This is a genomic window from Paenibacillus tianmuensis, from assembly GCF_900100345.1.
Taxonomy (GTDB): domain Bacteria; phylum Bacillota; class Bacilli; order Paenibacillales; family NBRC-103111; genus Paenibacillus_G; species Paenibacillus_G tianmuensis.
On record NZ_FMTT01000007.1, the window covers coordinates 95,050 to 116,900 of the forward strand.

Genomic DNA, 21,851 nt, shown 5'->3' on the forward strand with positions numbered 1-21,851 from the left:
TGCATGAACGATAAGAACTCAACTATTTATATTCGCGCTTACGAACCTTCGGATGCGGAGGCGCTGCTCGCTTTGCATCTGAATAACCGGGAGTTTTTTCAAACGTATAACCCCGCTCGCGACGAAGCCTTCTATACGCTGGAAACCCAGCTCGCGAATATCGGCAATGGAAAAGACGAGTGGAATCAGGACAAACGATACCCTTTCGGTATTTTCCTGAAGGAGACGGGCGAGCTGATCGGGGACATCTCGTTGTTTGAAGTGAAGCGCGGTCCGCTGCAAAAATGTATGCTGGGCTACTCCCTGGATCAGCGGCATAATGGAAAAGGCTACATGTCCGAGGCGGTCCGGCTAGTCGTGGAGTTTGCGTTTAAAGAGGCCGGCTTGCACCGGATCGAAGCGGGCGCGAGTCCTCGCAACGCAGGCTCGCTGCGCGTTCTTGAGAAGGCGGGCTTTCGCTCGGAAGGCTTGGCGCGCAAAAACGTGAAAATCAATGGGATTTGGGAAGATCATCAAATGTATTCGCTTTTGGACGAGGACGTTTTGAAGTAGAAAGTGAGGAAGGCTGATGAAACGTCGGAAATGGAATCCGCTGTTGACCGGGCTCAGCATCGTGGGTGGCTTTCTTGGATTTATTGCAGGGGAAATGATGCTCAGCTGGTGGGAAGGAACGCTGCACGAAACGGTGCTGATGGGGCTATATTTCGGGGTGTTTGCCCTGATCGTCGGGCTGTGCTGCCTGCTGGCGGAGATCCTGTCGCCGCAATTGAACGGAAGAAACTGGCGTCTCCGCTATGCCTCTGACGGATGGAAGCTGCTCGTTCCCGGCACGCTTCTTCTTCTGTTTGCGGCGGGGGCGCTGTTTCAATGGGCCTATGGGCTGTATTTCGATTCTGCGAAATCGGGCCGGCCGCAAGATTACGTACTCATTTTGGATACGTCCGAAAGTATGAAGCAGAACGACCCGAATAAGCAGAGCTTGCAGGCGGTCAAGTCGCTGATCGGGCAGATGGACAGCAACAAACGGGTCGGCGTACTGACGTTCAACGATACGGTGACGTGGGTGCAGAAGCTGACGCAGCTCAGCAGCGAAGCCGTCAAAAGCCAAGTGCTGGCGCAAATCGACGCGATTCCCGCCCCGATCGATGGAACGAATATCGCGCTGGCGCTTACTCAGGCGATCGACCATATGCAGAAGGAATCGCAGCGCAAAGGAGCCGTCATTCTCATCTCGGACGGCTACAGCGATGTGGACGTCGACCGGGTGGTGCAGCCTTACAATCTGGAAAACATAACCATACACACGATCGGGATGAAGCAGCCGAACGAGGAAGGAAGCCGCCTGCTGCAGCGGATCGCCGAAGCGACAGGCGGAACGTTCCAAGAAGTGAAGCAGGCCGAACTGGTGACGGACGCTTTCCGCAACATCTATGTGAAAGACCATCATTTCCATCTCATGAACGAACGGCAGGGACAGATGCATGTCAGCGGTTGGCACGCGGCGCTGCGGGTCGTGCTGATTCTGTTCATCGGCGCGCTGCTCGGGCTGTCGCTCGGCATCGTGTTCGATAATCGCTTCCTGGCGCGCAGCTTCGTTCTCGGCGGCGCGGTAGCCGGCCTGCTCGCAGGCCTGACGCTGGAATACGGCCTGCCCTCGGAGCATCCGGGCACCGTGCGCGCCATGGCGGACTTGATTTTGGCGGTCGTGCTGTCGCTGTCCACCTTGCTGTTCGCCGTTCATGAAAGCACCGGCGCGAACACAGGTCTTCGCCGCGGCAGAACGCGTGAGCTGTATGCCGGTCCGGATGGCGAGAGCAGCCGCTATGGCGGAAGAGACGGCAGCCGGACCGGCAAGCGGTTCCGGTAACGACGGGGGGCTGGCAAAATGATGCAATGGAGTGAACCTGACGAGCGGTACCGGATTGCGAAGGCGGCCTCTGAGGTCAGGGAAGGCGAATGTCTTCTGACCTGGCATTGGCCGAAGGAAATCAATTACGTCTACATCGACAGCTTCGAAGACGGGGGCGAGCAGCCCCCGGACGGGTTGGACCCGAAGCGGCTCAAGCTGTTTACCCGCGAGGAATACAAGGCGAAAGCCGGCTACCGAGCGCGTGTCGACTTTACGGGGCCGCATTTTTACCGGATCTATCCTTGCGTGATGCTGGAAGGACGGCTGACCCCGCTACTGCAGCGGGACGGAGACAATCTGACCCGCGTCAGCGGAGGCCGGGCGAAAATCCGCTACGGCATCAAATACGGCGGCGGCTGGTTCAGCAAATACAAAACCGTGCAGATCCGGCTGTTCTGCGAAATTTCGGTCCCCCGGGAAACCCTGTGCTATGTGAAAAAAGAAGGAGCGGCCCCGCGAAATAAGGAAGACGGGACCTTTTATCCGTTCATGAACGATTTTCTGCCGGGGCGCACGGAGCTGCCGCCCATCGAGATCGGCAAAAATGACTATATCCGGTTGTTTTTTACCGAAGGACCGGTCTATGGCGAGCGGTTTGAACTCATTCCAGAATAAAGGAGGGATCTGGCATGTTGGGGTTTTTCAAGCAGTTTTTCGAAAAAAAGCCTATAGAAAAAGAACGTCCGCCTTATTACAGCATCGTTTGTCCGTACTGCTTCCATAAATTCGAGCCGGACGAGGTCGTGTTCCGCGCCGCGCATACGAAGGAGAACGACGACGAATTTACGCTGCAGGAAGACGAGCGGCTGAACGAATGGCGTCGCAAGTTCAACCTGTCGCAGCAGGACATGGAGGCGGTGATCGAGCCGCATACGATCCCGGAAGAGAGCCGCGTCTACTCGGAAAACGTGCTGGTGGCGGTCAGCGACCGTTACGGAGTGGCGACGCGGCGGCGGCTGTGTCCGAGCTGCCACAACGAGCTGCCGATTTCGGCCGGCAAAACGCCGAGCAACATCATTTCCATCGTCGGGGCGTCGCAGGTCGGCAAATCGGTCTATATGACGTCGCTGATCCATACGCTGCAATCCTCGACGGCTTCGAATTTCGACGCGGCCTGCATACCGCTGAGCGCCGAAATCAGCCGGAAGTTCCGCCAGAATTACCTGGAGCCAATCTTCGACCGCGGGATGATGCTGGAGTCGACGAACCCGAACGAGCAGCAGGAACCATTTATTTTCCAGTTCGTGTTCAAGGACGACCGGCGCGCGCCACTCACACTCGTCTTCTTCGATGTTGCGGGCGAAGGCATGGTGGAGCGCGATTATCTGGAAATTTACGCGTCGCATATTAAAAATTCGTCTGGCATTTTATTTCTCGTCGACCCTCTGCAAATCCGCACGATCCGCGACAAAATCCGCCTGAACGTCGGCCAGGAGGAAGGCGAGTTCGCGAGCCGCTACGACGAGCCGCGCGAGGTCGTCATCAGCTTGTTCGAAAACTTCATCGCCCATCAGCAGGGCAGCAAGACGAAAATTCCAACGGCCATCGTTCTGACCAAGAGCGATATGCTGCAATATTTGAAAGAGGAAGACAGCGAATATATTCAGTCCAACAGCAACGTGTTCCGCAACGTCATTCACAAGGGCTATTTGGACGAGACCGAGTTTGAGAACATTAACGGCGAAATCCGCCGTTTTATCGAGAAGGTGGACCGGCCGTTCAAGGATGCGGTCGACGTGTATTTCCAGAATACCGCCTACTTCGCCGTATCCGCGCTCGGCTCGAATCCGGTAAACCGGCAGGTGACCGGTGTCATTAGCCCGACCCGGGTGGACGAACCGTTCATCTGGCTGCTTCACCAGCTCGACTACATCGATAGGAGAGATGCGCCGTGAGCCGGGATCGAAACATTCAGCAGCACTATTTTACCCGGGACCGGGAAGGAATTTTCCGCACGAACGAAGGGTTCGATACGGTAGCGAAATCCGCCGGGCTCGATAACGGTTTTATTAAAGCGGCGCTACATCCGTACTGCGTGTACAAGGCGCCGCAGGAGCTGCTCGGACGCGGAGAAGCGGACGAGAGCCGCTATCCGGAAGCGTTCGGCGTCTTCCATGCCGACAACGGGGAGCTTGTGGTCGGACGCACCGTTTACGTCAGCGCCGACTTTACCGGACAGCGGAGCGCTTTTTTCACGCATCATTACGTTGTGCCCAAGGAGCGTCAAGAGGCCTTTGTGCGTGAGCCGCAGCGTTTGTTTGCCCTTCATGGCTTCCGAAGCGGCTACGATATTCAAGAGGGGAAGACGATTCCGGAACTGGACGAGCTGGAGTGCGACGCCGCGGGCAAAGCGGAGAACCCGGACCGGCTGCTCGGTAGATTGAAGCTGGACCATACCCGGTTTCTGCAGCTGCTTTGCGCCGTGATGTCGTCGCTCACCAACAAGAAGAAAGTGTACGTCGCGTTGGACGCGGACGTGTCTGCTGCGAGCGCCGATGCGAAACGGCTGATGGAGCTCGTTTACCGCTGCCTGCCGTATGCGATGCGCCGGCAGCTCGGATTCGTCACGTACCAGAACGAGCCGGAAGGCAAGCAGCATTACCATGTCATGTTTGTGGAAAAAGGCAGCATTCGTCTTCCCGACCGTCAGCTTGAAAAAGATTATTTGTTCGATCTGCCGAATGAGCGGATTCACGGTGTGGAGTTATCCGGCGCCGAACATTCGTATCTGGACTACGTTTGGGAGCACCGGGGGAAGGCAGGTCTGGAGCGGTTCTACGATTTTTGCGAGGAAGCGTTGCAGGACGCTGGTCCCGCTGCGCTCGCTGTTTCGACCTACTCCCAGCTGAGCGAGCTGTTCCGGATCGAGCAGGGACAGGACGGCTTGTACGAGCAAAATCGGGCAGGCACCGTGAAGGGCATCCTTCAGTACCTAACCGCAGAAACCGCAGAAAGGAAAAAGCGGCTGAACGATCTGCTCGGCAAGCTGATCCGCAAGGAACTGATGGATGGGGACAGCGTGCCTACGGCGGAATTCGTTGCGCCGCTGCTGGATTATTTCGCTTTTGCTGACGAGGGGACGAAGACGCTGCTGATTGCCAGCTTTGCGCTTTATATCCGGCGAGCGGCGTCTGCGGCCTCGGGCGATATCCGCGCGGCGGTTCCGCTGATCGATCCGCTGCGGAAGCAGAATGCGGTCTTTCTCTCCGTTCTGAAGCAGCTGCACGAGCAGCATCCCCAGACGGCGGAGCAGTATGCGGCCTATCGCATCGCGGCGAGCGGATCGATGAAGGAGTTTTTGGAAGAAATCAAGTTCTGGCTGGTCTCCACGGATGATCTGCTGCTGCAGCACTTCTTCCGCAACGAAGTATTGAAAAAAACGAAGCGGCTGCTCAAGGCGGAGAAATCAAGACGGATGGAAGTGGCCAAAAATACATACATCTACTTCGACCGTCTGCCGGAGCGCGAAGGAAAGCCGCAGTTCGAAGACTTCTGCATGCAGATCAAGCTGGAAATCCAGCTCGAATTGCTGGAGGACCTGACCCCGACTGGATTGAGCTACGAAGACCTGCTGCAGCTTGAGTTTATGCTGGACCCGCCGCAGCCGGAGCTTTTGCACAACCTGAACAGCGGCGAACGCATGACGCTGGACCTGCTGACCGCCGTGTACCGGGTGCTGACGCTCGAGCAGCGCAAGCCGTCCGATGTCGTAGCAGCCATCGAACGGCTTGGTCCGCTGGACTTGGAGCGGGCGCAGGAGCTGCTGAAGAAGACGCTCAGCGATAAGGTAGGACCGGAAACGTTCGGCAAAATCGCCTACGCCTTCAGCCGTCCGGATGCCGGAATCCGGGGCGGGGGCGGATACGAAGCCGGGTATGACTTTGACCGGATGCTTGAGTACGTAGCCGTCCGGACCCGGGGGACGGATACGATCTACGAATTTATGCTATGGAGCGCGGGAGACTCGCGATTTTCCGGCGGCTCGGGGATCGATATTCACTACCGCGCAGCGGTGACGCGGTATTTTGACCGGCACGATTCCACAGCGTTCAAGAATAAGCCGATCAAGGAAATGCTGCTTAGCGTGCCGAACGAAGCGTTCGCCGACGTGTTTAAAGAAATCAAGATGAAGCAGGCTCCGGGCGTTGTGCAGTTTATGCAGCGACGTAAAAGAAAACTGTTTCGGCTAGGCCTTCTGGCGCTTCCGCTTGTGCTCATCATTATGCTGTTGTCCACGTTCTGGACGCCCATGATGGGAGCGATTCTTCGCCCGGCGCCTACGCTCACGGTCGAGACGCTGCCGGAAAAAACGGCCCAGCCGGTTATCACCGTGAAGGCAAGCGCGACAGACGGCGGCTACGATCAGAGCCCGAACATATTCGTGAATGGGCAACGCGTCGGCAGCGGACAAGTATCTGCTCCTGTCGTCCTGATGATCGGCGATAATACGATCGAGATTAAGGCGGAGAACAAATACGGCAAAGCCAGCGAGCCGGTCGTCAAAAAAGTGCGGCTCGACCTTCCGATGCAAGGCCCGTCGCTTCCGGCAAGCGGCGCATCCAAAGCCAGCGGGGGAACGCCAGGCGGGGCTTCCGGCGCTCAGACATCCACCGAACCGGTCGCCGGCCCGAAGTTTACGCCGCCAAACGCCAAGGGAAAGCCGGATCAGCAAACGAATTCCGGCGGACGCTAAATCAAAGCAGCCTGAATCCTTTCACGACCGAAAGGGTTCAGGCTGTCGTCGTTTCCGACGCTGCGGCTCGTTACTTTTGACGCGTTAGGGCGACGAGCGCAACATAACCGGCGGAGCAAGCGAACGTCAGGAGCATGAGCGTCAGTTGCAGAGGCATTCCGGTGAAGCCCGCGGCGGGCAGCAGCCGGCCTCCCCAAAGCGTGACAACGCTGGTTAGCAGCAGCAGGACGACGGCGTTCATAGCAAGCGTCCTCCCGGAGAAGGAAAGCTGCAGATCGCGGCGGAGTACGTTAAGATTCCACAGTACCGGAATCGTTTCAAGCAGCAGCACCCCCGCTGCGATCCCGGTATAGCCCCATCCGGGAATCCCCGTCAATATGTAAAGCATCGTCGTCGAGCAGGCAATGCCGACGAGAATGCCGCGCATCGGTTCTTTTTTTCGGCCGACGGCCCACAGAACGCTTGTCGTCAATTCTCGCAGTCCCGCAAGCAGCGGACAGAGCGAAAGCAAGCGAATGGCTGTCGCAAGCTTCTCTTGATCGAACAGCAGGCGCGCCAGTTCTTCGGCGAAGGTAAACAGGAAGAGCGACGCGCTGATTCCCCATAGCATACTTAAGTTTAGAGCCTTGCCGATTCTCCGAAAGGCGCGGTCGAACTGCCGGGCCTGCCAATCGGCGGCGATTTTGGGAGACAGCGTATGAGTGAGCGAAAACGTGATCAGGGTCGGGATATAGACGATCGTCATCGCCATGCCCGTCATTTCGCCGAATATGGCAAGTGCTTGTCCTGACGAGAGTCCGGAGGCTTGGAGCTGCATAGGAACGATAGACGCTTCCAGGAAATCCGACAACGGAATGATAAGCCGGGTGGCCGTCAAGGCAAGCGCCGTATGCGCGAACAAGCGGAGATTGCGCTCCGGCAATGCTTCGCTTGAGGTGGCGCTCGCGGAAGAAGACGGTGAATGGCGAAGCAACATCACAAGCAGGAAAGCCAAGGCGCAGCCGGCCCCCGTCGATGCGCCCAGCGCAGCCGTGCCCAAGGCTTGCGGCATGCTGATGCTCGCGCCGATCGAGAGGAGCAGCAGGATGGTCCCGACCCGGACCGATTGCTCGACGAGTTCGGAGACGGCGATAGCCCCGAACGCTTCCAGGCCTTGAAGATACCCGCGAAGCAGGCTTAGCAGCGGCACGAGCCAGAGTGCCGGCAAAAACATGCGAATCGCCAGCTCGAGCTTCTCGTTGCCGAGCCGAAGCGCAATTTCGTTTGTGAACAGGAAAAAGCCTGTGCACAGCAGCGTACATACCCCGATGTAGAGCACGGACATGTTGCGGTAAATCCGCCAGCCGTTTCCGGCGTTTTTGGCGGTGAACAAAGTCAGCGCCATAGGCATGCCGCCGGTGAGCAAGGTCAGGGCGAGGCCGTAAAACGAGTAGGCAATCTGATACAAGCCGACTCCTTCCGGACCCAAATAACGAAATAACGGAATGCGGAGGAGCAGCCCGAGCAATTTCACAATGAACATTGCGCTTGTCCGAAGCGCCATCTGCTTGAACATCGGGGGCAGAATCATCCGCATCACCACCTCGGCCGGACGGAAAAGTGTTGTCCACTCTCATCTTATGTCCGAGGCGGCGGCCGTATGATTTCTCTAATTGGCGATATGAATCAATACAAAGTGGGTGTAATTTTCCCAGCCCAGATCAAACGGAACGTGGTAACGGTCTGTCGTATGGCAGTTGATCAAGGGCAGTCCCTGCTCATCCTTGCCCACGACGACGGCAAAGTGGTCCACGTCGTTATTGTACATATAAGCAATCAGGTCGCCGGGCTGCAGCTTGGACCTGATGTCGGACGCCGAAGGGTTCCGCATGATCTGATCGAAGGTGCCGCTGGCGATCACTTTCCCGTAACCGGAATAAAGGAGAAACGACTTTAAAGCGTCGGTGCTTACCCAAGCCCGGCTTCCGTTGCCGGCGCTATACCTCCACGCGTTCGTCATCGGCAGTCCTCCGCCTTCGGCCGGGTCGCCGATGACTTGAGAAACGAAGTTCGTACAGTCCCCGCCGATGCCGGTATAATCGCGGTATTTCGGATTGTAACGGTTATCGTTTCCGGCTCCCCAAGCCGAGCCGGCGTATTTATTGGCATACGCCACGGCTTTCTCGCGGTTGTACCGCTTCTTTTGCGGCGACTTAGACATCGTATCGGACTTCAGGTTATCGGTTTCCGGCTCCGATGCGAAAGAAGGCTGGTGAAGCCATGCATCGTCCGAATCAATGTCAAGCGGGTCAAGATACCATTCTTTAAGCACCCGCAGCTTCCCGTTTTCTTTTTTTAAGGTAAGAACGTGCCGTGTTCCGAGCCCGAATGCGATAGGCGTTTCGCTGCCTTGGGCATACGAATAAGTGACTTTCATCCTGTGCACGAGCGATACTTTGACCAGCGAATCGGTTGGTCTTATACGAAAGATCTTCAGTGTCCCTTCGGTTCCATGGACGATGATGCCTCTTTTGTTGGCCCAGGCCTGAAAATACGCTTTCCGCTTTTTTTCAAGAAACAAGGCCTGTTGGCTTGTAGGCACCTTTTCGAAATAAAAGGTATCGATCGGCATGTCCCGAATTAAAAATTCCGACCGAGCCCGGTATAATTCCGTTAGAAAATTGCGGATTTCCTCGGTTTCCGACGAGGGCTCGGCGTTGGCTTGAAACGGGCCCAACATTAGCGATAAGACAATGATCCAAGCGATACGGCGCATGCCGGTTCCCTCCATCCCATCACACATTCAATCCCGCATTAGTATGAGACAAATCGGGGAAAACATACTTCCTTTGACTTGGCTTGCCGATTTCCGGGAACCCGCGCTTCCGAACGATCGGGATTTTAACGAAATGGTTAAGAAACTTGTTGACAAATTGTAATATTATTTTAAGCTTATTTTAATGATCGTAATTTATCCTATTAGTAACTAGTAAACTATGACATAGGGACGGTGTGAGGATGAAAGTTTTTGTAACCATTCAAAACAAAGAGATCCCCGTTTTCGCCGACAACTTGAATAAAAAGACATTGAAGCTCCTAAAGATGGCGCTGGATAAAAAGGTGGAAGACGGAAGAATGACGCTGAAGAAATGTCTTCAAACATTAATCAGCATCGAAGTGATCGGCTGCGAGGCCATTTTGCATTCGTTTAACGAAAAAGATTCGCTTGCTTTGTCTCTCTACTAAAATTTAGTAGAGACTTTTTTGTGCCCGGCTTCGTTCTTCGTTATTCCCGGCGTTCGCCGCTTCGGTAGGCGCCTGGGGAAATGCCGAACTTGTCCTTGAATACCCGGTGAAAGTACGAATATCCTCCGAATCCGCAGCTCTCGGCAATTTGTTCGAGCGTCATGGCGGTATATTTCATCCGTTCCAGAGCGGCGGCCAGCCGGATTTCGAGCGCGTATTCCAGCATCGTCTTGCCATAGCATTCCTTGAAAAGATGAACCGCCCGGGATACGCTGAGCCCTGCCTGACGCGCGGCATCCTCTACCTTGAACGTCGAAGTGGCATGCTCCTCCACGAACCTTTTCATCCGAAGCGCCGTAAAGGACCGGCCATAGGAGGGGGCGCTTTCCGTGGCCGCGCGCTCCAACGACAGGCAAAGGGCCTGCAGCAAGCAGCCGATGAGCTCGCCGGTCTGTTTGTCCGCCGGGCGCTGCTTTTCAATGATCAAGTGCCGCCAAAGCGCCAGCAGCTGCTCTCCCGGATCGATTCGCGAGAGCGTCGGCTTGTCTCCGCGTTTCCACCATTGGTCCATCCAACGGCCGCCGCAGATCAAGTAGTAATCCCCGCTGGAAATCGTTCTTCCCTTGGACGTCGTTTCGTATTCGTCGATGAACAGCTCGTACGTTGTTCCGGGATTCAGCAGCAGCAGGTCCCCTTGTCCGAGCCGGTGCGTTTTGCCGTCGATCACCGCTTCGCTGGCCCCTTCCGTCTGCAGCCGGAACAAATAGAGCGGCAGCCCGGTTTTATAATGGGTATGAAACCGCTGCGCGTGATACGAATAACCGCATGTGAACACTTCCGCTTCCATGGCCGTCTCTCCGATTCGCAAAAAGTAATAGCAAAATTGTTGATGTTACGATTATATCGTTTATGTTCATTTTAGGCTATTCTCGTGTATGATGAGAGCAAATAAGCAAGCTATTCCTAAATCAGGGAGTGTTCACGATGAGAAGAATGGGCATCGGGCTTCAGTTGTACACATTGCGGGATGAAACCGTCGCCGATTTTCGCGGCACGTTGAGGAAAGTGGCAGAGCTTGGCTACGAGGGCGTCGAATTTGCCGGATACGGCGGTTTGGCGAAGGAAGAGCTGAGAGATTTGCTTCAGGAGCTGGGACTTAAAGCGATTGGCAGCCATGTCGGACTGCAGCAGCTGCGGGACGATCTGCAGGGCCAAATCGATTATTTAAAAACAATCGGCGGACAATATTTGATTTGTCCTTATGTGGCCGAAGAAGACCGCCGTACCGAAGAGGATTGGAAATCGTTGTTTGCTTTCCTGCAACAAAAGGGAACGGAAGTGCGCAAGCAGGGGCTTATTTTCGCTTATCACAACCATGCTTTCGAATTCGAGATGAACGTCGGCAGCTCTTATGTGTTCGATGCGATGTACGAAACGACTTCTCCCGAAGCGGTGCAAGTGGAGATGGACGTCTGCTGGGTGCAGTTCGCCGGACAGGACCCGCTGGCCTATATTCCGAAATACGCCAGCCGGCTGCCGCTGCTGCACTTGAAAGATTTCGGCAAAGACGATAGCGGGCAAATGAAAACGCTGGAGCTCGGCTTAGGGGTCGTCGACTTGCCTAAGGTCATCGCCGCCGCATCCGAGGCAGGGGTAGAGTGGCTCGTCGTAGAGCAGGACGTATGTCAGAAGCCTCCGCTGCAAAGCGTGGCAAACAGCTTGCAATGGGTGAAAACGAACTATCTGCAAAATATTTAATTTAACAAACCGAAGGAGCATTGAAATCCATGAGCAAATTGAGAGTGGCCGTGATCGGCTGCGGCGCCATTTCCAAGCACCGTCATATTCCCGAGTACGCCGCAAATCCCCATGTGGAGATGGTCGCTTTTTGCGATTCGGTTAAGGAAAGAGCCGAGCATTACGCCGGACAGCACGGAGCAAAGGCTTACACCGATTATGAAGCGCTGCTGCGCGAGGTTAAACCCGATGCGGTAAGCGTCTGCACTCCGAATGCCCTGCATGCTCCGGTATCGATTGCCGCAGCGAAGGCCGGAGCGCATGTCTTGGTCGAAAAGCCGATGGCTGCGACGGAAGAAGAAGCGCTGGCGATGATCGAAGCGGCCAAGGAAAACGGCGTTTACTTGATGGTCGGTCACAACCAGCGGCTGATGCCTCACCATCTGAAGGCCAAGCAGATTTTGAACACAGGCGCTCTCGGCAAAGTGCTGACGTTCCGTACCTCTTTCGGACATCCGGGACCGGAAAGCTGGAGCGTCGACAGACGGGACAGCTGGTTTTTCCGCAAGGATGAAGCGATTATGGGCGCCATGGGCGATCTGGGCGTACATAAATCCGACTTGATCCGCTGGCTGCTCGACGATGAAGTGGCGGATGTCGCCGGCTTTATCGGCACGCTAGACAAAGCGGGAACGGACGTAGACGATAACGCGGCCTGCGTGCTTCGCATGAAGAGCGGCGTCATCGGCACGCTTGCCGCAAGCTGGACTTATTACCAAGGCGGAGACAACAGCACGATGCTGTGGTGCGAGAACGGCGTCATGAAAATCGATACGCATCCGGACGATCAAATTATCGTGGAGCTCTGCAACGGTTCGGTCGAACGGCATAAGGTGGGCTCCATCGCCACCAACGAGAAGCAGACGGTCAGCGGCGTGATCGACGCGTTCGTGGAATCGATCGTGACGAAAACCCCACCGAGCATTTCCGGGGAAGAAGGCATGCGCTCGCTGAAAGTGATTTTGGCGGCGTTCGAATCGCAGGCTACAGGCCAGGTCGTCAGGTTGTAAATGACGAAACAAGGCAGTTCTTCACATTTCGAAGGACTGCCTTTTCTCGTGGATCGATTGACATACACTTCGCCGCCGCGCAGAGATCTGGTAAGCTGGTGCAGGCCTGCGGTAATGAGGAAATAAGACACAAGGCGCAGAATTGTAACAAAATCTGCGTTTTTTTTGAAATTTTGTTCAGAAAGATATGGACGATGGTTAAATAAAACCTTTATAATGGAAATGGCTATAGAGTTTATTTTAACGCTTACATACAGATACATGGAAGGGGTAAACAAAAATGAAAACATGGTTCAAATCGACGGCAGGCCTCATGCTCGCGGCTACGCTCGTCCTGAGCGGATGCGGAACGAAGCCGGCGCCGCAAGAAGCGGCTAACGGCGGCTCCAAGCCTACGGAGAGCACAGCGGGAGCCAGTAAAAAAGGGGAAAAATTTAACATCGGCATGGTTACCGACATCGGCGGCGTAAACGACAAATCGTTTAACCAAAGCGCGTGGGAAGGCTTGAACGAGCTTAAGAAAGAAACCGGCGCCAATGTGAAGTACCTGCAAAGCAAAAGCGACGCGGACTTCATTCCTCATCTCAATTCATACGTTAAAGATAAATACAATCTGGTATGGGGGATCGGGTTCCTGATGGGCGACGCCATCAAGACGGTTGCGGCGCAAAACCCGAAATCGAACTTTGCGATTATCGATAATGTTGTGGAAGGGCCAAACGTCGAATCCGTCACGTTTGCGGAACAGGAAGGAGCGTACCTGACAGGCGTCGTTGCCGGTCTGATGACGAAAACGAATAAAATCGGCTTCGTCGGCGGTCTAAAGATTCCGGTCATCGAGCGCTTCGAAGTCGGCTTCAAGGCCGGCGTCGCTGCGGTTAACCCGAATGCGAAGGTTACGATCAACTATACGGCATCTTTCGACAAGCCGGACCTTGGAAAAGCGGCGGCGGCAACGATCTACAACGACGGTGCAGACATCATTTTCCATGCGGCGGGCGCAACGGGCAACGGCGTGTTCAACGAAGCAAAAGACCGTGTCAAAGCAGGCAAAAAAGTATGGGTCATCGGCGTGGACAAGGACCAGTCGCTTGAATTCGGCGACGATGTAACGTTGACCTCGATGGTGAAACGGGTCGACAAAGCGGTGAAGCGCGTGTCCATGGAAGTGATCGACGGCAAATTCCAAGGCGGCAAAAACATTGTTCTCGGTCTCAAAGACGACGGCGTAGGCTTGCCGGAAACGTCCAAGAAGAACGTACCGGCCGACGTGCTGAAGAAAGTGGACGAATATAAAGAAAAGATCGTCAAAGGCGAAATCAAAATTCCGGAAAAATAAATTCCAATTCGACAAGGCTGGTGACCCACCGGCCTTGTCGTTTGATTTGCATCTGGAACGTACGTGTACATTTTGCGGGGAGGGAAGCTCATGAGTTCACCCGACATGATGGTCGAGCTGCGAGGGATTACGAAGCGTTTTCCCGGCATTACGGCCAACGACTCCATCAGCTTGAAGCTGCGCAAGGGAGAGATCCATGCGCTGCTGGGCGAGAACGGAGCAGGTAAATCGACGTTGATGAACATTTTGTTCGGCCTATACCAGCCGGATGAGGGCGAGATCTGGGTTAAAGGCAGCAAAGCCGCGATCGACAGTCCGATGAAGGCGATCGAGCTGGGAATTGGTATGGTGCATCAGCACTTCAAGCTCGTACAGCCGTTCACCGTAACGGAAAATATTATTCTCGGCAGCGAACCCCGTAAGGGCTCTTCCATCAACTATAAAGAAGCGGACGAGAAGGTTAGAAGAATCTCGGAGCAGTACGGCCTCAAAGTCGATCCGAAAGCGAAGATCGAAGATATTTCCGTCGGCATGCAGCAGCGCGCCGAGATTTTGAAAACGCTGTATCGCGGGGCGGACATCCTGATTTTTGACGAGCCGACCGCCGTGCTGACGCCGCAAGAAATTCAAGAATTGATGGATATTATGCGACGGCTTGCCGCCGAAGGGAAATCGATCATTCTGATCACGCATAAGCTGAAGGAAATTATGGCGATAGCCGACACCTGCACGATTATCCGGCGCGGGAAGGTTATCGATTCGGTGAAGATCGCCGAATCGAATCCACAGCAGCTTGCCGAGAAGATGGTTGGGCGCAGCGTTACGTTCAAGGTCAGTAAGACCAAGGCTTCACCCGGAGCCCCGGTGCTGCAGATCCGCGGTCTGACGGTCAAGGATAACCGGAACCTTCCCGCCCTGAAAAGCCTCTCGCTTGAGGTACGGGCTGGAGAGATTCTCGGACTCGCGGGCGTGGATGGCAACGGGCAAAGCGAGCTGATCGAAGCGCTGACGGGGCTGCGGGCTGTAGACGGCGGAGAGGTTCTACTGCAGGATAAGCCGCTGGCCAACCGTTCCCCACGGTTCATCTCCGAGGCCGGTGTATCGCATATTCCGGAGGATAGGCATAAACACGGACTCGTGCTGGATTTCTCGATGAGCGAAAATATGGTATTGGAGACGTATTACCAACCGAAATATAACCGCGGCGGTTTTCTGAGCGGCGAGGCGATCGACGCCCAGGCGCAGCGGCTGATCGACGAGTTCGACGTGCGTACGCCAAGCATCTATACGAAGGCGCGCGCGCTATCCGGCGGGAACCAGCAGAAGGCGATCATCGCCCGCGAGCTGGATAAGAACCCCGAGCTGCTGATCGCAGCTCAGCCGACTCGGGGATTGGATGTCGGCGCCATCGAATTCGTGCACCGTAAGCTGATCGAAGCCAGAGATCATGGGAAAGCCGTGCTGCTGATCTCGTTTGAACTGGATGAGATTCGGAACGTATCCGACCGGATTGCGGTTATTCACAGCGGTCGGATTGTCGGCGAGGTGGACCCTGAAACGACGAATGAGGAAGAATTGGGGCTGCTGATGGCCGGTGGACAAGGAGAGACCGATCATGGATAAATTGATTAAAATCATGACCAAAGACTCGGCGCTGGTCCCGTTTGTCGCGATCTTGATGGGGCTGCTTTTCGGAGCGCTGGTGATGCTGGCCGGCGGCTATAATCCGCTGACCGCCTATGGTGCGCTGGTAGGCAAGGTATTCGGGGACTCTTACGATTTCGGTGAGACAATCCGCGAGATTACTCCGCTTATTTTGACGGGACTGTCCGTCGCTTTTGCATTCCGTACCGGGTTGTTCAACATCGGCGGGGAAGGACAGTTCATGATGGGGATGACAGCAGCCTCCGTTATCGGTATCAAGCTGCAGCTGCCTTGGTTTATTCATGCGCCGCTTGCTGTCGTCGCCGGTGCGCTGATCGGGGGGATATGGGGCGCGATTGCCGGTTATTTGAAGGCAAAGCGGGGCGTTAACGAAGTTATCACCACGATTATGCTGAACTGGGTTGCGTTGTATATCTCCAACTACGTGGTCAATCAATTTCTGCTGCAGCCGGGACAGCAGCGTTCGTATCCGACGCAGGATTCGGCCACGCTCTCGATCGGCTGGCTGTCCGAATTGATGGGCAACGCGCGGATGCACTGGGGCACGGTGATTGCCCTGGCGGCAGCAACGGTATTCTACGTGCTGCTGTGGAAGACGAGGCAAGGCTATGAGCTGCGCGCCGTCGGACACAATCCGCACGCCGCCCGCTATGCGGGAATGAACGTGAACCGCAATATCGTCAAATCGATGTTCATTAGCGGCATTTTTGCCGGGCTGGCAGGCGTCGTCGATGTGCTGGGCGTGTTCCATTATCAGACCGTGGTGGCCGCTACGCCGGGCTACGGCTTCGATGGGGTCGCAGTAGCGCTGCTGGGCGGCAACACTCCGCTGGGCGTCGTGCTGGCAGCCGTGCTGTTCGGCTCGCTTACGTACGGCTCGGCCGGGATGAGCTTCGCCGCGGATGTTCCGCCGGAAATCATCCGCGTCGTCATCGGCTCGGTCATTTTCTTCGTAGCGACTCACGGTATCGTGCGCTGGGTGCTGCTCCCGATATACGCCAAGCGGAAAAAAGAGGAGGCGGCTTAGATGGATGCATTGAATGTCTTCGGCGAGCTGATCAACACCACGCTGGTGTTTTCCACTGCGCTGATCTTTGCCGCCTTGGGCGGCATTTTCTCGGAGCGGTCGGGCATCGTCAATATCGGTCTGGAAGGGCTGATGGTATCCGGGGCGTTCGCCGCCGCTATCGCCACGTATTTCGCGGAGAAAGCGGGGATGGATGGAGCGGCGCCGTGGATTGGCCTGGTGGCCGCCATTATTTTCGGGATCGCCTTCTCTCTGATTCATGCCGTGGCGACGGTAACGTTTAACGCGAACCAAGTCGTCAGCGGTGTGGTCATCAACTTTTTGGCAGCCGGGCTTACGGTGTATCTGGTTAAAATTCTTTTCGAAGGGTCGGGGCAAACGGAAACGCTGAATGCGGTATTTACCAAAGTGGCGATTCCGGGACTGTCTTCCATCCCGCTGATCGGCGAAGCCTTCTTCAAGGCTTATCCTACGACGTATCTGGCGCTCATTCTGGTGGCCGTGACGTATTACGTCATCTACAAAACGCCGTTCGGCTTGCGTCTGCGATCGGTAGGGGAGCATCCGAGCGCAGCCGATACGATGGGCATCCGCGTCTCCCGTTACCGGTATATCGGCGTCATGATTAGCGGCGCGCTCGCGGGTCTTGGCGGGGCGACGATTACGCTGACGACGACGAGCAGCTTTTCGCATAATACGATTTCCGGTCAAGGCTTTATCGCCCTCGCGGCGATGATCTTTGGTAAATGGCACCCGGTCGGCGCGTTGGGCGCCGCGCTCTTCTTCGGCTTTGCTCAGGCAATCCGCAACTTCGTGCAGCTGTTCGATTTTGCCAAAAACATTCCGATGGAGTTTCTCTTCATGCTGCCATACGTGCTGACGATTCTGGTGCTTGCCGGCGCTGTAGGCCGGGCAATACCGCCCTCCTCACTCGGCCAAACTTACGAAACCGGCAAACGATAATCTTTTTATTGCCGGATATTCACAAGGGAACCGTAAAAAACAAAGTGCTTCCGCGCCGCAGGTTATGCGAACGAAGCACTTTTGTTTTTGTGTTAAGGTCCGGTTTCTTCGTCGCCCGGATCATCGCCTTCGGCATATCCTTCAACAAGAAAGCCTCCGAACGGCTCCAGCAGCTTTTGCACGAAAGCGGAAAGGGGCTCAGTGCGATCCAGTCGGTAATAAGCTTCAAGCGCTTCGTACAGCTCTTCCGCGAGGGCCGGGTCCGAATGCTTGAGGCTGCGCTGCAGCCACTTCCCGTCTCCAATCCAGAAGCCGCCGGTCCGCAGTGCGAATTCGGCGAGCATCCCGGCGAGCTTTGCCGTTATGAACAAGCCTTCGGGTCGCGAGGCGCTGCATTCCAGATCCGTCAGCGTCTCGCCGATTTCATACCGCGCCCGGTCGAGCTCCTGAGTGGACCAGGCCGGAGGACCGGCATCGAAATCGCGCCTTGCTTCCTCGATGATGGCCGCAATGTGCTCGTAACCGCGGAGTATGACGCCTTCCGAGCACATGCGCAGCAGAGAGGGAATGGCCGATTCCACCGCCTGATCGAAAAAGTAGCGGTACGTATCTCTATTCAATACGAACGCTTCGATGACCCACCCGAAAGCCCGGTACGTTTTTCGGAATGGCCCAAATTGGGATTCGTCGAATAGGACGATATCCAGGTCCGACCCTGGCGTCGCGCCGCCTTGGACGACACTTCCGGCCAGAATGGCCGCTTCGCTTTGTGGAAAGCGCATATTCACAAACCGCTGTGCGGCTTCAAGGCCCGACAGGCTCATGGTAGGCATCACGCTCAACTTAATTTAGGATAGTTCAACATATGCTTAAGCCAGCCTGATGTTGCTACTTTTCGTCATGACGCTCGTCATTTCCGGGCAATGAACAGGGCGTGCTCCAAGTAATCGTGGTTCGCGGCAATCAGATCGTCGTGCGCAATCGACGTTTGCCAGACGGATGCATCGAGCAAAGCTCCCCGGTCCATGACCTGATTCATATCGGGGTAGGCGATTTGGTCATCCGTAACATGCTCCCTAAAGGCCGAGCGGTCGAAAACGGTGGTCTCGGTAAAAGCGGACGCCTGAAGCAGCTCGATCCATTTTCGTTCCGTGAGCAGGTTTTTCAACTGAAAGAAGCCGGTGACCTCCCGGTAAGCCTCTTCCGTGATCGAGGGGGTCGCGATCACCTCCCGGTCGTAAAGAATACCGCCAGGCCGGAGCACCCGGTCGTATTCGGCCAACGCCCGTCCGATGTCGGCAAAATTCGTAACCGATTCCGCGAGCACGACGTCGAAGGTCGCGGCTTCGAACGGCAGTGCCGTGATGTCTCCTTCCACGAACCTCACGTCAAGCTGCTCGGCTTCGGCCCGGAGCTTCGCTTTGGCCAGCATGTCAGGACGAAGGTCGAGCCCTGTTATGTCAAACCCTTGTTTCGCCAGATAGCAGGACGTTCTTCCCGTACCGCATCCGACCTCCAGCACCCGGCTTCCCGCGGGCAGCGGAAAGCGGGAAAGCTGGGACATGGTGGCGGAGAAGCCGCCGGGATGTGCGCTTCCGACGCCCAAACGGGACAGCATATCCAAATAGTTCACCGTACTGCTCCTTCCTCTTCCTAAAATACAGATCACTGTATGGTATGGAAGGGGAGGGCATTCGGTTATGGATGGATGTCCGGGGTGCGCAACTTTTTTACGGGGTTCATTTTGCCGTAGGTCAACAGCTCCGATACGGTAACGAAACGGAAGCCGCGCTTCTTCAGCTCGGGTAAAATTTCCTTGAGCGCATTGGCGGTCTGGCCTTTCCCTTCCACGTAATCGTGGAACAGCACGATATCCCCGTTGCGCGTATTGCCGAGAACCTTGTTGACGATTTTGTCGACTCCCGGAGAACTCCAGTCCCTCGTATCCTGATGCCAAGACCACATCACGACCGCATATCCTTCGCTCCTCGCCATTTGGATCAGCTTCTCGTTATAAAAGCCCCCGGGCGGCCGAAACAGACGGCATTTTTGACCGGAGGCTGCATAGATGACCTCCTCTGCGCGCTGTATATCTTGTTTCAGCTTGGAGACGGATCCGTTTCGTTTAAAATACGTATGGGTATACGTATGATTGGCCAGCTCGTGGCCTTCCTCCACTTCGCGCTTCACCAACTCCGGGAACCTCTCTACCTTGTTGCCGACCAGAAAAAACGTTGCCTTCGCTTCGTAAAGCTTGAGAAGATCGAGAATTTGCGCGGTATCGTCCGGGTCGGGGCCGTCATCGAATGTAAGCGCAATGACTTTTTCCGTCGTCGGCACTTCCCAGATGACCTCGCCTCGTTGTTCGTAGTAGGCCCTTCCTTTGCGGGGCGCATCCTCTGCCGTGACGGATGACTGAACCATAAGCAGGCCTGCCACGGCAGCCGTCAGTGTAGCCGAAATGATCTTACGAATGACCGATCCCTCCTGAACGCAAATGTTAGATTTTAGGATGGCCTGTCCGGTGAGGATTATAACGATCATCCGTTTCTACCTTTTTCCTTGTGTGAAAATGCCATCGAACCGGCAAGCTAATGTCATATCCTTGAAGTACGGAGGAAACGTATGAAAAAAGGGGTTCTGATCATGGCCGCGGCCGCGGTCTGCATCGGTCTCGGGTCGTTGCCCGTCCGCGCAGGGGCGCCTGCCGCTCCGTCCAAGCTCACCTTCGTCGTGCAGGCTTCGCCGGAATCGGCTATGCGCAGCGAGCTGACGGTCCGATCGCCCAAGCTGCTCAAGAAGCTGCTGCCGGAGAAGGTGCGGCCTGTGCAGCAGGTGCCGCTTACGGATGTGTATGCGGTGCTGGAGAAGCAAGGAGCGGCGGTCCGGTATGCGATCGACGCGCAGGGTAACTGGTACGATACGCAGCATAGGCAATCGCTGGAGCTGCCCCAGGTCCTAAAAGATCGGCTTCACGGATATGCCGAAGCGGTCCGTGCCGCCCATTACGGTCAACTGACCTCGTGGGAGGAAGCGCGAAAAACGGTTGCGATGAAGGCGGTATGCCGGATCGTCGACTTGGAGACGGGGCTCGCCTTTCAAGCGCAGCGCCGCGCCGGCAGCAGCCATGCGGATATGCAGCCGCTGACCAAAGCGGATACTGCGGTAATGAAAGAGATCTATAAAGGCGCTTGGAGCTGGAGACGGAGAGCCGTATTGATCGAAAAGGACGGGCGGTCGTTTGCCGCTTCAATGCACGGCATGCCGCATGGCGGCGATGGCATTCCCGGCAACGGGTTTTCTGGACATTTTTGCGTCCATTTTCTCGGGAGCACTACCCATCGCTCCAAAACTGTGGACTCCGACCATCAGTGGATGGTGTACAAAGCGGCCGGCCGCTTGGAGGAAGGCTTCAGGCTTGCTTCGCCTTATGCCGTGGCGGACAGCTTCCTGATCGCGATCAATCAACAGGACCCGCAGCTGCTAAGATACGCTTTCGGCGATACCGCAAACCCTGAGGTGGGGCAATATATAAGCGGCATAGGCAAAATGAAGGCCATCCGCCGAATCAACCCTTTCCGCGATCAGGATACAAAAGGTCGGCTCGGACTGGAGCTGCCCGTCGAGGTGACGGTCCATGAGGTCGACCGTCGACCGATAAAGCAGAAGCTTACCTTTCACATGAAACGCAGCGACGAGAGCGCCAGATGGGTCATCGAGCGTATCGAACCTCCTTTTTTCCCCGGCCAAACATCAAAAGCCCTGCGCCGCGCACAGAGCTTTTGACGTTGCAGTCGTTACCGATGACAAAAAAATTGCTCGATCCGGTTCAAATCAAGGCCGAAGTATACCCAATGGCCGAAAGGCCCGTATCCGAACCAACGGAACCCGGCGATGGAATTTCGGCCGACAAACGTCAGAAAGATCCAATACTGCTGGCCGTTCGTTTGCCAAATGTACACGTACTGGAAACGGCATCGCCAGATGCTGCCGGGGTCGACAGCAAACGCTTGGGCCATTTGCGGAGGCGTATATGACGGCGGTGGGGACAGGGGAGCGCCCCCGGGTCCGGTTGGAGCACCGCCGGGCCCACCGGGAGGTCCCCCAGGCCCGCCGGGGAAGCCGTCCGGCCTGCCGGGCATGCCTTGGAATCCGGCACCCGGAGGCCCGCCGGGCATGCCTTGGAACTCTGCGCCCGGAAACCCGCCGGGCATGCCTTGGAA

Annotated in this window: 19 protein-coding genes and 1 pseudogene; 13 read left to right on the plus strand and 7 right to left on the minus strand. The window is 55.9% G+C overall.

The features are described 5' to 3' along the window. The first annotated feature begins 3 nt into the window (after positions 1–3). From BLO51_RS07160 to BLO51_RS07180, 5 genes are read left to right on the plus strand one after another with little or no spacing between them, the layout of a single operon-like run. The gene (locus BLO51_RS07160) at positions 4–552 is read left to right on the plus strand and encodes a GNAT family N-acetyltransferase (protein ID WP_342672342.1); all 549 of its coding nucleotides are present in this window, start codon (positions 4–6) and stop codon (positions 550–552) included. 16 nt (positions 553–568) lie between these two features. After that, the gene (locus BLO51_RS07165) at positions 569–1,867 is read left to right on the plus strand and encodes a vWA domain-containing protein (protein WP_090668995.1); all 1,299 of its coding nucleotides are present in this window, start codon (positions 569–571) and stop codon (positions 1,865–1,867) included. A gap of 18 nt (positions 1,868–1,885) precedes the next feature. Then, positions 1,886–2,524 carry a hypothetical protein gene (locus BLO51_RS07170; protein WP_245719561.1) on the plus strand — a complete coding sequence of 213 codons (639 nt, stop codon included), beginning with the start codon at positions 1,886–1,888 and terminating at the stop codon, positions 2,522–2,524. Positions 2,525–2,538: 14 nt separating this feature from the next. Then, a complete protein-coding gene (locus tag BLO51_RS07175) occupies positions 2,539–3,804 on the plus strand; it encodes a TRAFAC clade GTPase domain-containing protein (protein ID WP_090668998.1) in 1,266 nt (421 codons plus the stop codon). Further along, positions 3,801–6,602 carry a GAP1-N2 domain-containing protein gene (locus BLO51_RS07180; RefSeq protein WP_090669001.1) on the plus strand — a complete coding sequence of 934 codons (2,802 nt, stop codon included), beginning with the start codon at positions 3,801–3,803 and terminating at the stop codon, positions 6,600–6,602. The genes BLO51_RS07175 and BLO51_RS07180 overlap by 4 nt, the downstream gene beginning before the upstream one ends. A gap of 70 nt (positions 6,603–6,672) precedes the next feature. Here the strand turns inward: BLO51_RS07180 and BLO51_RS07185 are convergent, their stop codons facing one another. Both BLO51_RS07185 and BLO51_RS07190 read right to left on the minus strand, forming a co-directional pair. Beyond that, positions 6,673–8,172 (minus strand): oligosaccharide flippase family protein, encoded by a 1,500-nt coding sequence (locus tag BLO51_RS07185; RefSeq protein ID WP_167670125.1) that lies wholly within the window; start codon positions 8,170–8,172, stop codon positions 6,673–6,675. 78 nt (positions 8,173–8,250) lie between these two features. Continuing rightward, positions 8,251–9,357 carry an amidase domain-containing protein gene (locus tag BLO51_RS07190; protein ID WP_245719562.1) on the minus strand — a complete coding sequence of 369 codons (1,107 nt, stop codon included), beginning with the start codon at positions 9,355–9,357 and terminating at the stop codon, positions 8,251–8,253. 242 nt (positions 9,358–9,599) lie between these two features. Here BLO51_RS07190 and BLO51_RS07195 point away from each other — a divergent pair, with 242 nt between their 5' ends. Continuing rightward, on the plus strand, positions 9,600–9,827 hold the full coding sequence (locus BLO51_RS07195) for a 3-dehydroquinate dehydratase (RefSeq protein ID WP_090669007.1): 228 nt from the start codon (positions 9,600–9,602) through the stop codon (positions 9,825–9,827). A 40-nt stretch (positions 9,828–9,867) separates the two neighbouring features. Here the strand turns inward: BLO51_RS07195 and BLO51_RS07200 are convergent, their stop codons facing one another. After that, positions 9,868–10,674 (minus strand): AraC family transcriptional regulator, encoded by an 807-nt coding sequence (locus BLO51_RS07200; RefSeq protein ID WP_090669010.1) that lies wholly within the window; start codon positions 10,672–10,674, stop codon positions 9,868–9,870. 137 nt (positions 10,675–10,811) lie between these two features. Between BLO51_RS07200 and BLO51_RS07205 the strand changes: the two genes are divergently transcribed. The 6 genes from BLO51_RS07205 (at position 10,812) to BLO51_RS07230 (ending at position 17,628) form a co-directional block, all read left to right on the plus strand. Continuing rightward, complete coding sequence (locus BLO51_RS07205) at positions 10,812–11,585, plus strand: sugar phosphate isomerase/epimerase family protein (RefSeq protein ID WP_090669013.1); 774 nt, start codon at positions 10,812–10,814, stop codon at positions 11,583–11,585. Between the two features lie 29 nt (positions 11,586–11,614). Continuing rightward, a complete protein-coding gene (locus BLO51_RS07210) occupies positions 11,615–12,634 on the plus strand; it encodes a Gfo/Idh/MocA family protein (protein ID WP_090669016.1) in 1,020 nt (339 codons plus the stop codon). 280 nt (positions 12,635–12,914) lie between these two features. Beyond that, the gene (locus tag BLO51_RS07215; RefSeq protein WP_090669019.1) at positions 12,915–13,973 is read left to right on the plus strand and encodes a BMP family lipoprotein; all 1,059 of its coding nucleotides are present in this window, start codon (positions 12,915–12,917) and stop codon (positions 13,971–13,973) included. A 90-nt stretch (positions 13,974–14,063) separates the two neighbouring features. Then, complete coding sequence (locus BLO51_RS07220) at positions 14,064–15,596, plus strand: ABC transporter ATP-binding protein (RefSeq protein WP_090669022.1); 1,533 nt, start codon at positions 14,064–14,066, stop codon at positions 15,594–15,596. Further along, positions 15,589–16,665, plus strand: a complete 1,077-nt coding sequence (locus tag BLO51_RS07225) for an ABC transporter permease (RefSeq protein WP_090669025.1) — start codon at positions 15,589–15,591, stop codon at positions 16,663–16,665. Before BLO51_RS07220 ends, BLO51_RS07225 begins: the two co-directional genes overlap by 8 nt. Then, positions 16,666–17,628, plus strand: a complete 963-nt coding sequence (locus BLO51_RS07230; RefSeq protein ID WP_090669030.1) for an ABC transporter permease — start codon at positions 16,666–16,668, stop codon at positions 17,626–17,628. It abuts the gene before it with no gap. A 92-nt stretch (positions 17,629–17,720) separates the two neighbouring features. Here BLO51_RS07230 and BLO51_RS07235 read toward each other — a convergent pair whose 3' ends face one another. From BLO51_RS07235 to BLO51_RS07245, 3 genes are all read right to left on the minus strand, one after another. Further along, the gene (locus BLO51_RS07235) at positions 17,721–18,410 is read right to left on the minus strand and encodes a nucleotidyltransferase domain-containing protein (RefSeq protein ID WP_245719563.1); all 690 of its coding nucleotides are present in this window, start codon (positions 18,408–18,410) and stop codon (positions 17,721–17,723) included. A 128-nt stretch (positions 18,411–18,538) separates the two neighbouring features. Next, positions 18,539–19,261 carry a class I SAM-dependent methyltransferase gene (locus BLO51_RS07240; RefSeq protein WP_090669038.1) on the minus strand — a complete coding sequence of 241 codons (723 nt, stop codon included), beginning with the start codon at positions 19,259–19,261 and terminating at the stop codon, positions 18,539–18,541. Between the two features lie 65 nt (positions 19,262–19,326). Next, on the minus strand, positions 19,327–20,052 hold the full coding sequence (locus tag BLO51_RS07245; RefSeq protein ID WP_090669216.1) for a polysaccharide deacetylase family protein: 726 nt from the start codon (positions 20,050–20,052) through the stop codon (positions 19,327–19,329). A 201-nt stretch (positions 20,053–20,253) separates the two neighbouring features. Between BLO51_RS07245 and BLO51_RS07250 the strand changes: the two genes are divergently transcribed. Continuing rightward, positions 20,254–21,414, plus strand: coding sequence for a hypothetical protein (locus tag BLO51_RS07250; RefSeq protein WP_245719564.1), 1,161 nt, complete (start codon positions 20,254–20,256; stop codon positions 21,412–21,414). Between the two features lie 11 nt (positions 21,415–21,425). On the opposite strand, the pseudogene BLO51_RS28475 reads toward BLO51_RS07250, so the two are convergent. After that, positions 21,426–21,851 (minus strand): annotated as a pseudogene (locus BLO51_RS28475) (hypothetical protein); the annotation flags it as partial.

What these genes read in the sequence shown, in the direction of transcription:
- BLO51_RS07245 (WP_090669216.1), bottom strand. Translation starts at nt 20,052, where the DNA reads ATGGTTCAGTCATCCGTCACGGCAGAGGATGCGCCCCGCAAAGGAAGG.
- BLO51_RS07185 (WP_167670125.1), bottom strand. Translation starts at nt 8,172, where the DNA reads ATGATTCTGCCCCCGATGTTCAAGCAGATGGCGCTTCGGACAAGCGCA.
- BLO51_RS07170 (WP_245719561.1), top strand. Translation starts at nt 1,886, where the DNA reads ATGATGCAATGGAGTGAACCTGACGAGCGGTACCGGATTGCGAAGGCG.
- BLO51_RS07225 (WP_090669025.1), top strand. Translation starts at nt 15,589, where the DNA reads ATGGATAAATTGATTAAAATCATGACCAAAGACTCGGCGCTGGTCCCG.
- BLO51_RS07190 (WP_245719562.1), bottom strand. Translation starts at nt 9,357, where the DNA reads ATGCGCCGTATCGCTTGGATCATTGTCTTATCGCTAATGTTGGGCCCG.
- BLO51_RS07220 (WP_090669022.1), top strand. Translation starts at nt 14,064, where the DNA reads ATGAGTTCACCCGACATGATGGTCGAGCTGCGAGGGATTACGAAGCGT.
- BLO51_RS07250 (WP_245719564.1), top strand. Translation starts at nt 20,254, where the DNA reads ATGAAAAAAGGGGTTCTGATCATGGCCGCGGCCGCGGTCTGCATCGGT.
- BLO51_RS07205 (WP_090669013.1), top strand. Translation starts at nt 10,812, where the DNA reads ATGAGAAGAATGGGCATCGGGCTTCAGTTGTACACATTGCGGGATGAA.
- BLO51_RS07175 (WP_090668998.1), top strand. Translation starts at nt 2,539, where the DNA reads ATGTTGGGGTTTTTCAAGCAGTTTTTCGAAAAAAAGCCTATAGAAAAA.
- BLO51_RS07195 (WP_090669007.1), top strand. Translation starts at nt 9,600, where the DNA reads ATGAAAGTTTTTGTAACCATTCAAAACAAAGAGATCCCCGTTTTCGCC.
- BLO51_RS07235 (WP_245719563.1), bottom strand. Translation starts at nt 18,410, where the DNA reads ATGCGCTTTCCACAAAGCGAAGCGGCCATTCTGGCCGGAAGTGTCGTC.
- BLO51_RS07230 (WP_090669030.1), top strand. Translation starts at nt 16,666, where the DNA reads ATGGATGCATTGAATGTCTTCGGCGAGCTGATCAACACCACGCTGGTG.
- BLO51_RS07160 (WP_342672342.1), top strand. Translation starts at nt 4, where the DNA reads ATGAACGATAAGAACTCAACTATTTATATTCGCGCTTACGAACCTTCG.
- BLO51_RS07200 (WP_090669010.1), bottom strand. Translation starts at nt 10,674, where the DNA reads ATGGAAGCGGAAGTGTTCACATGCGGTTATTCGTATCACGCGCAGCGG.
- BLO51_RS07215 (WP_090669019.1), top strand. Translation starts at nt 12,915, where the DNA reads ATGAAAACATGGTTCAAATCGACGGCAGGCCTCATGCTCGCGGCTACG.
- BLO51_RS07210 (WP_090669016.1), top strand. Translation starts at nt 11,615, where the DNA reads ATGAGCAAATTGAGAGTGGCCGTGATCGGCTGCGGCGCCATTTCCAAG.
- BLO51_RS07165 (WP_090668995.1), top strand. Translation starts at nt 569, where the DNA reads ATGAAACGTCGGAAATGGAATCCGCTGTTGACCGGGCTCAGCATCGTG.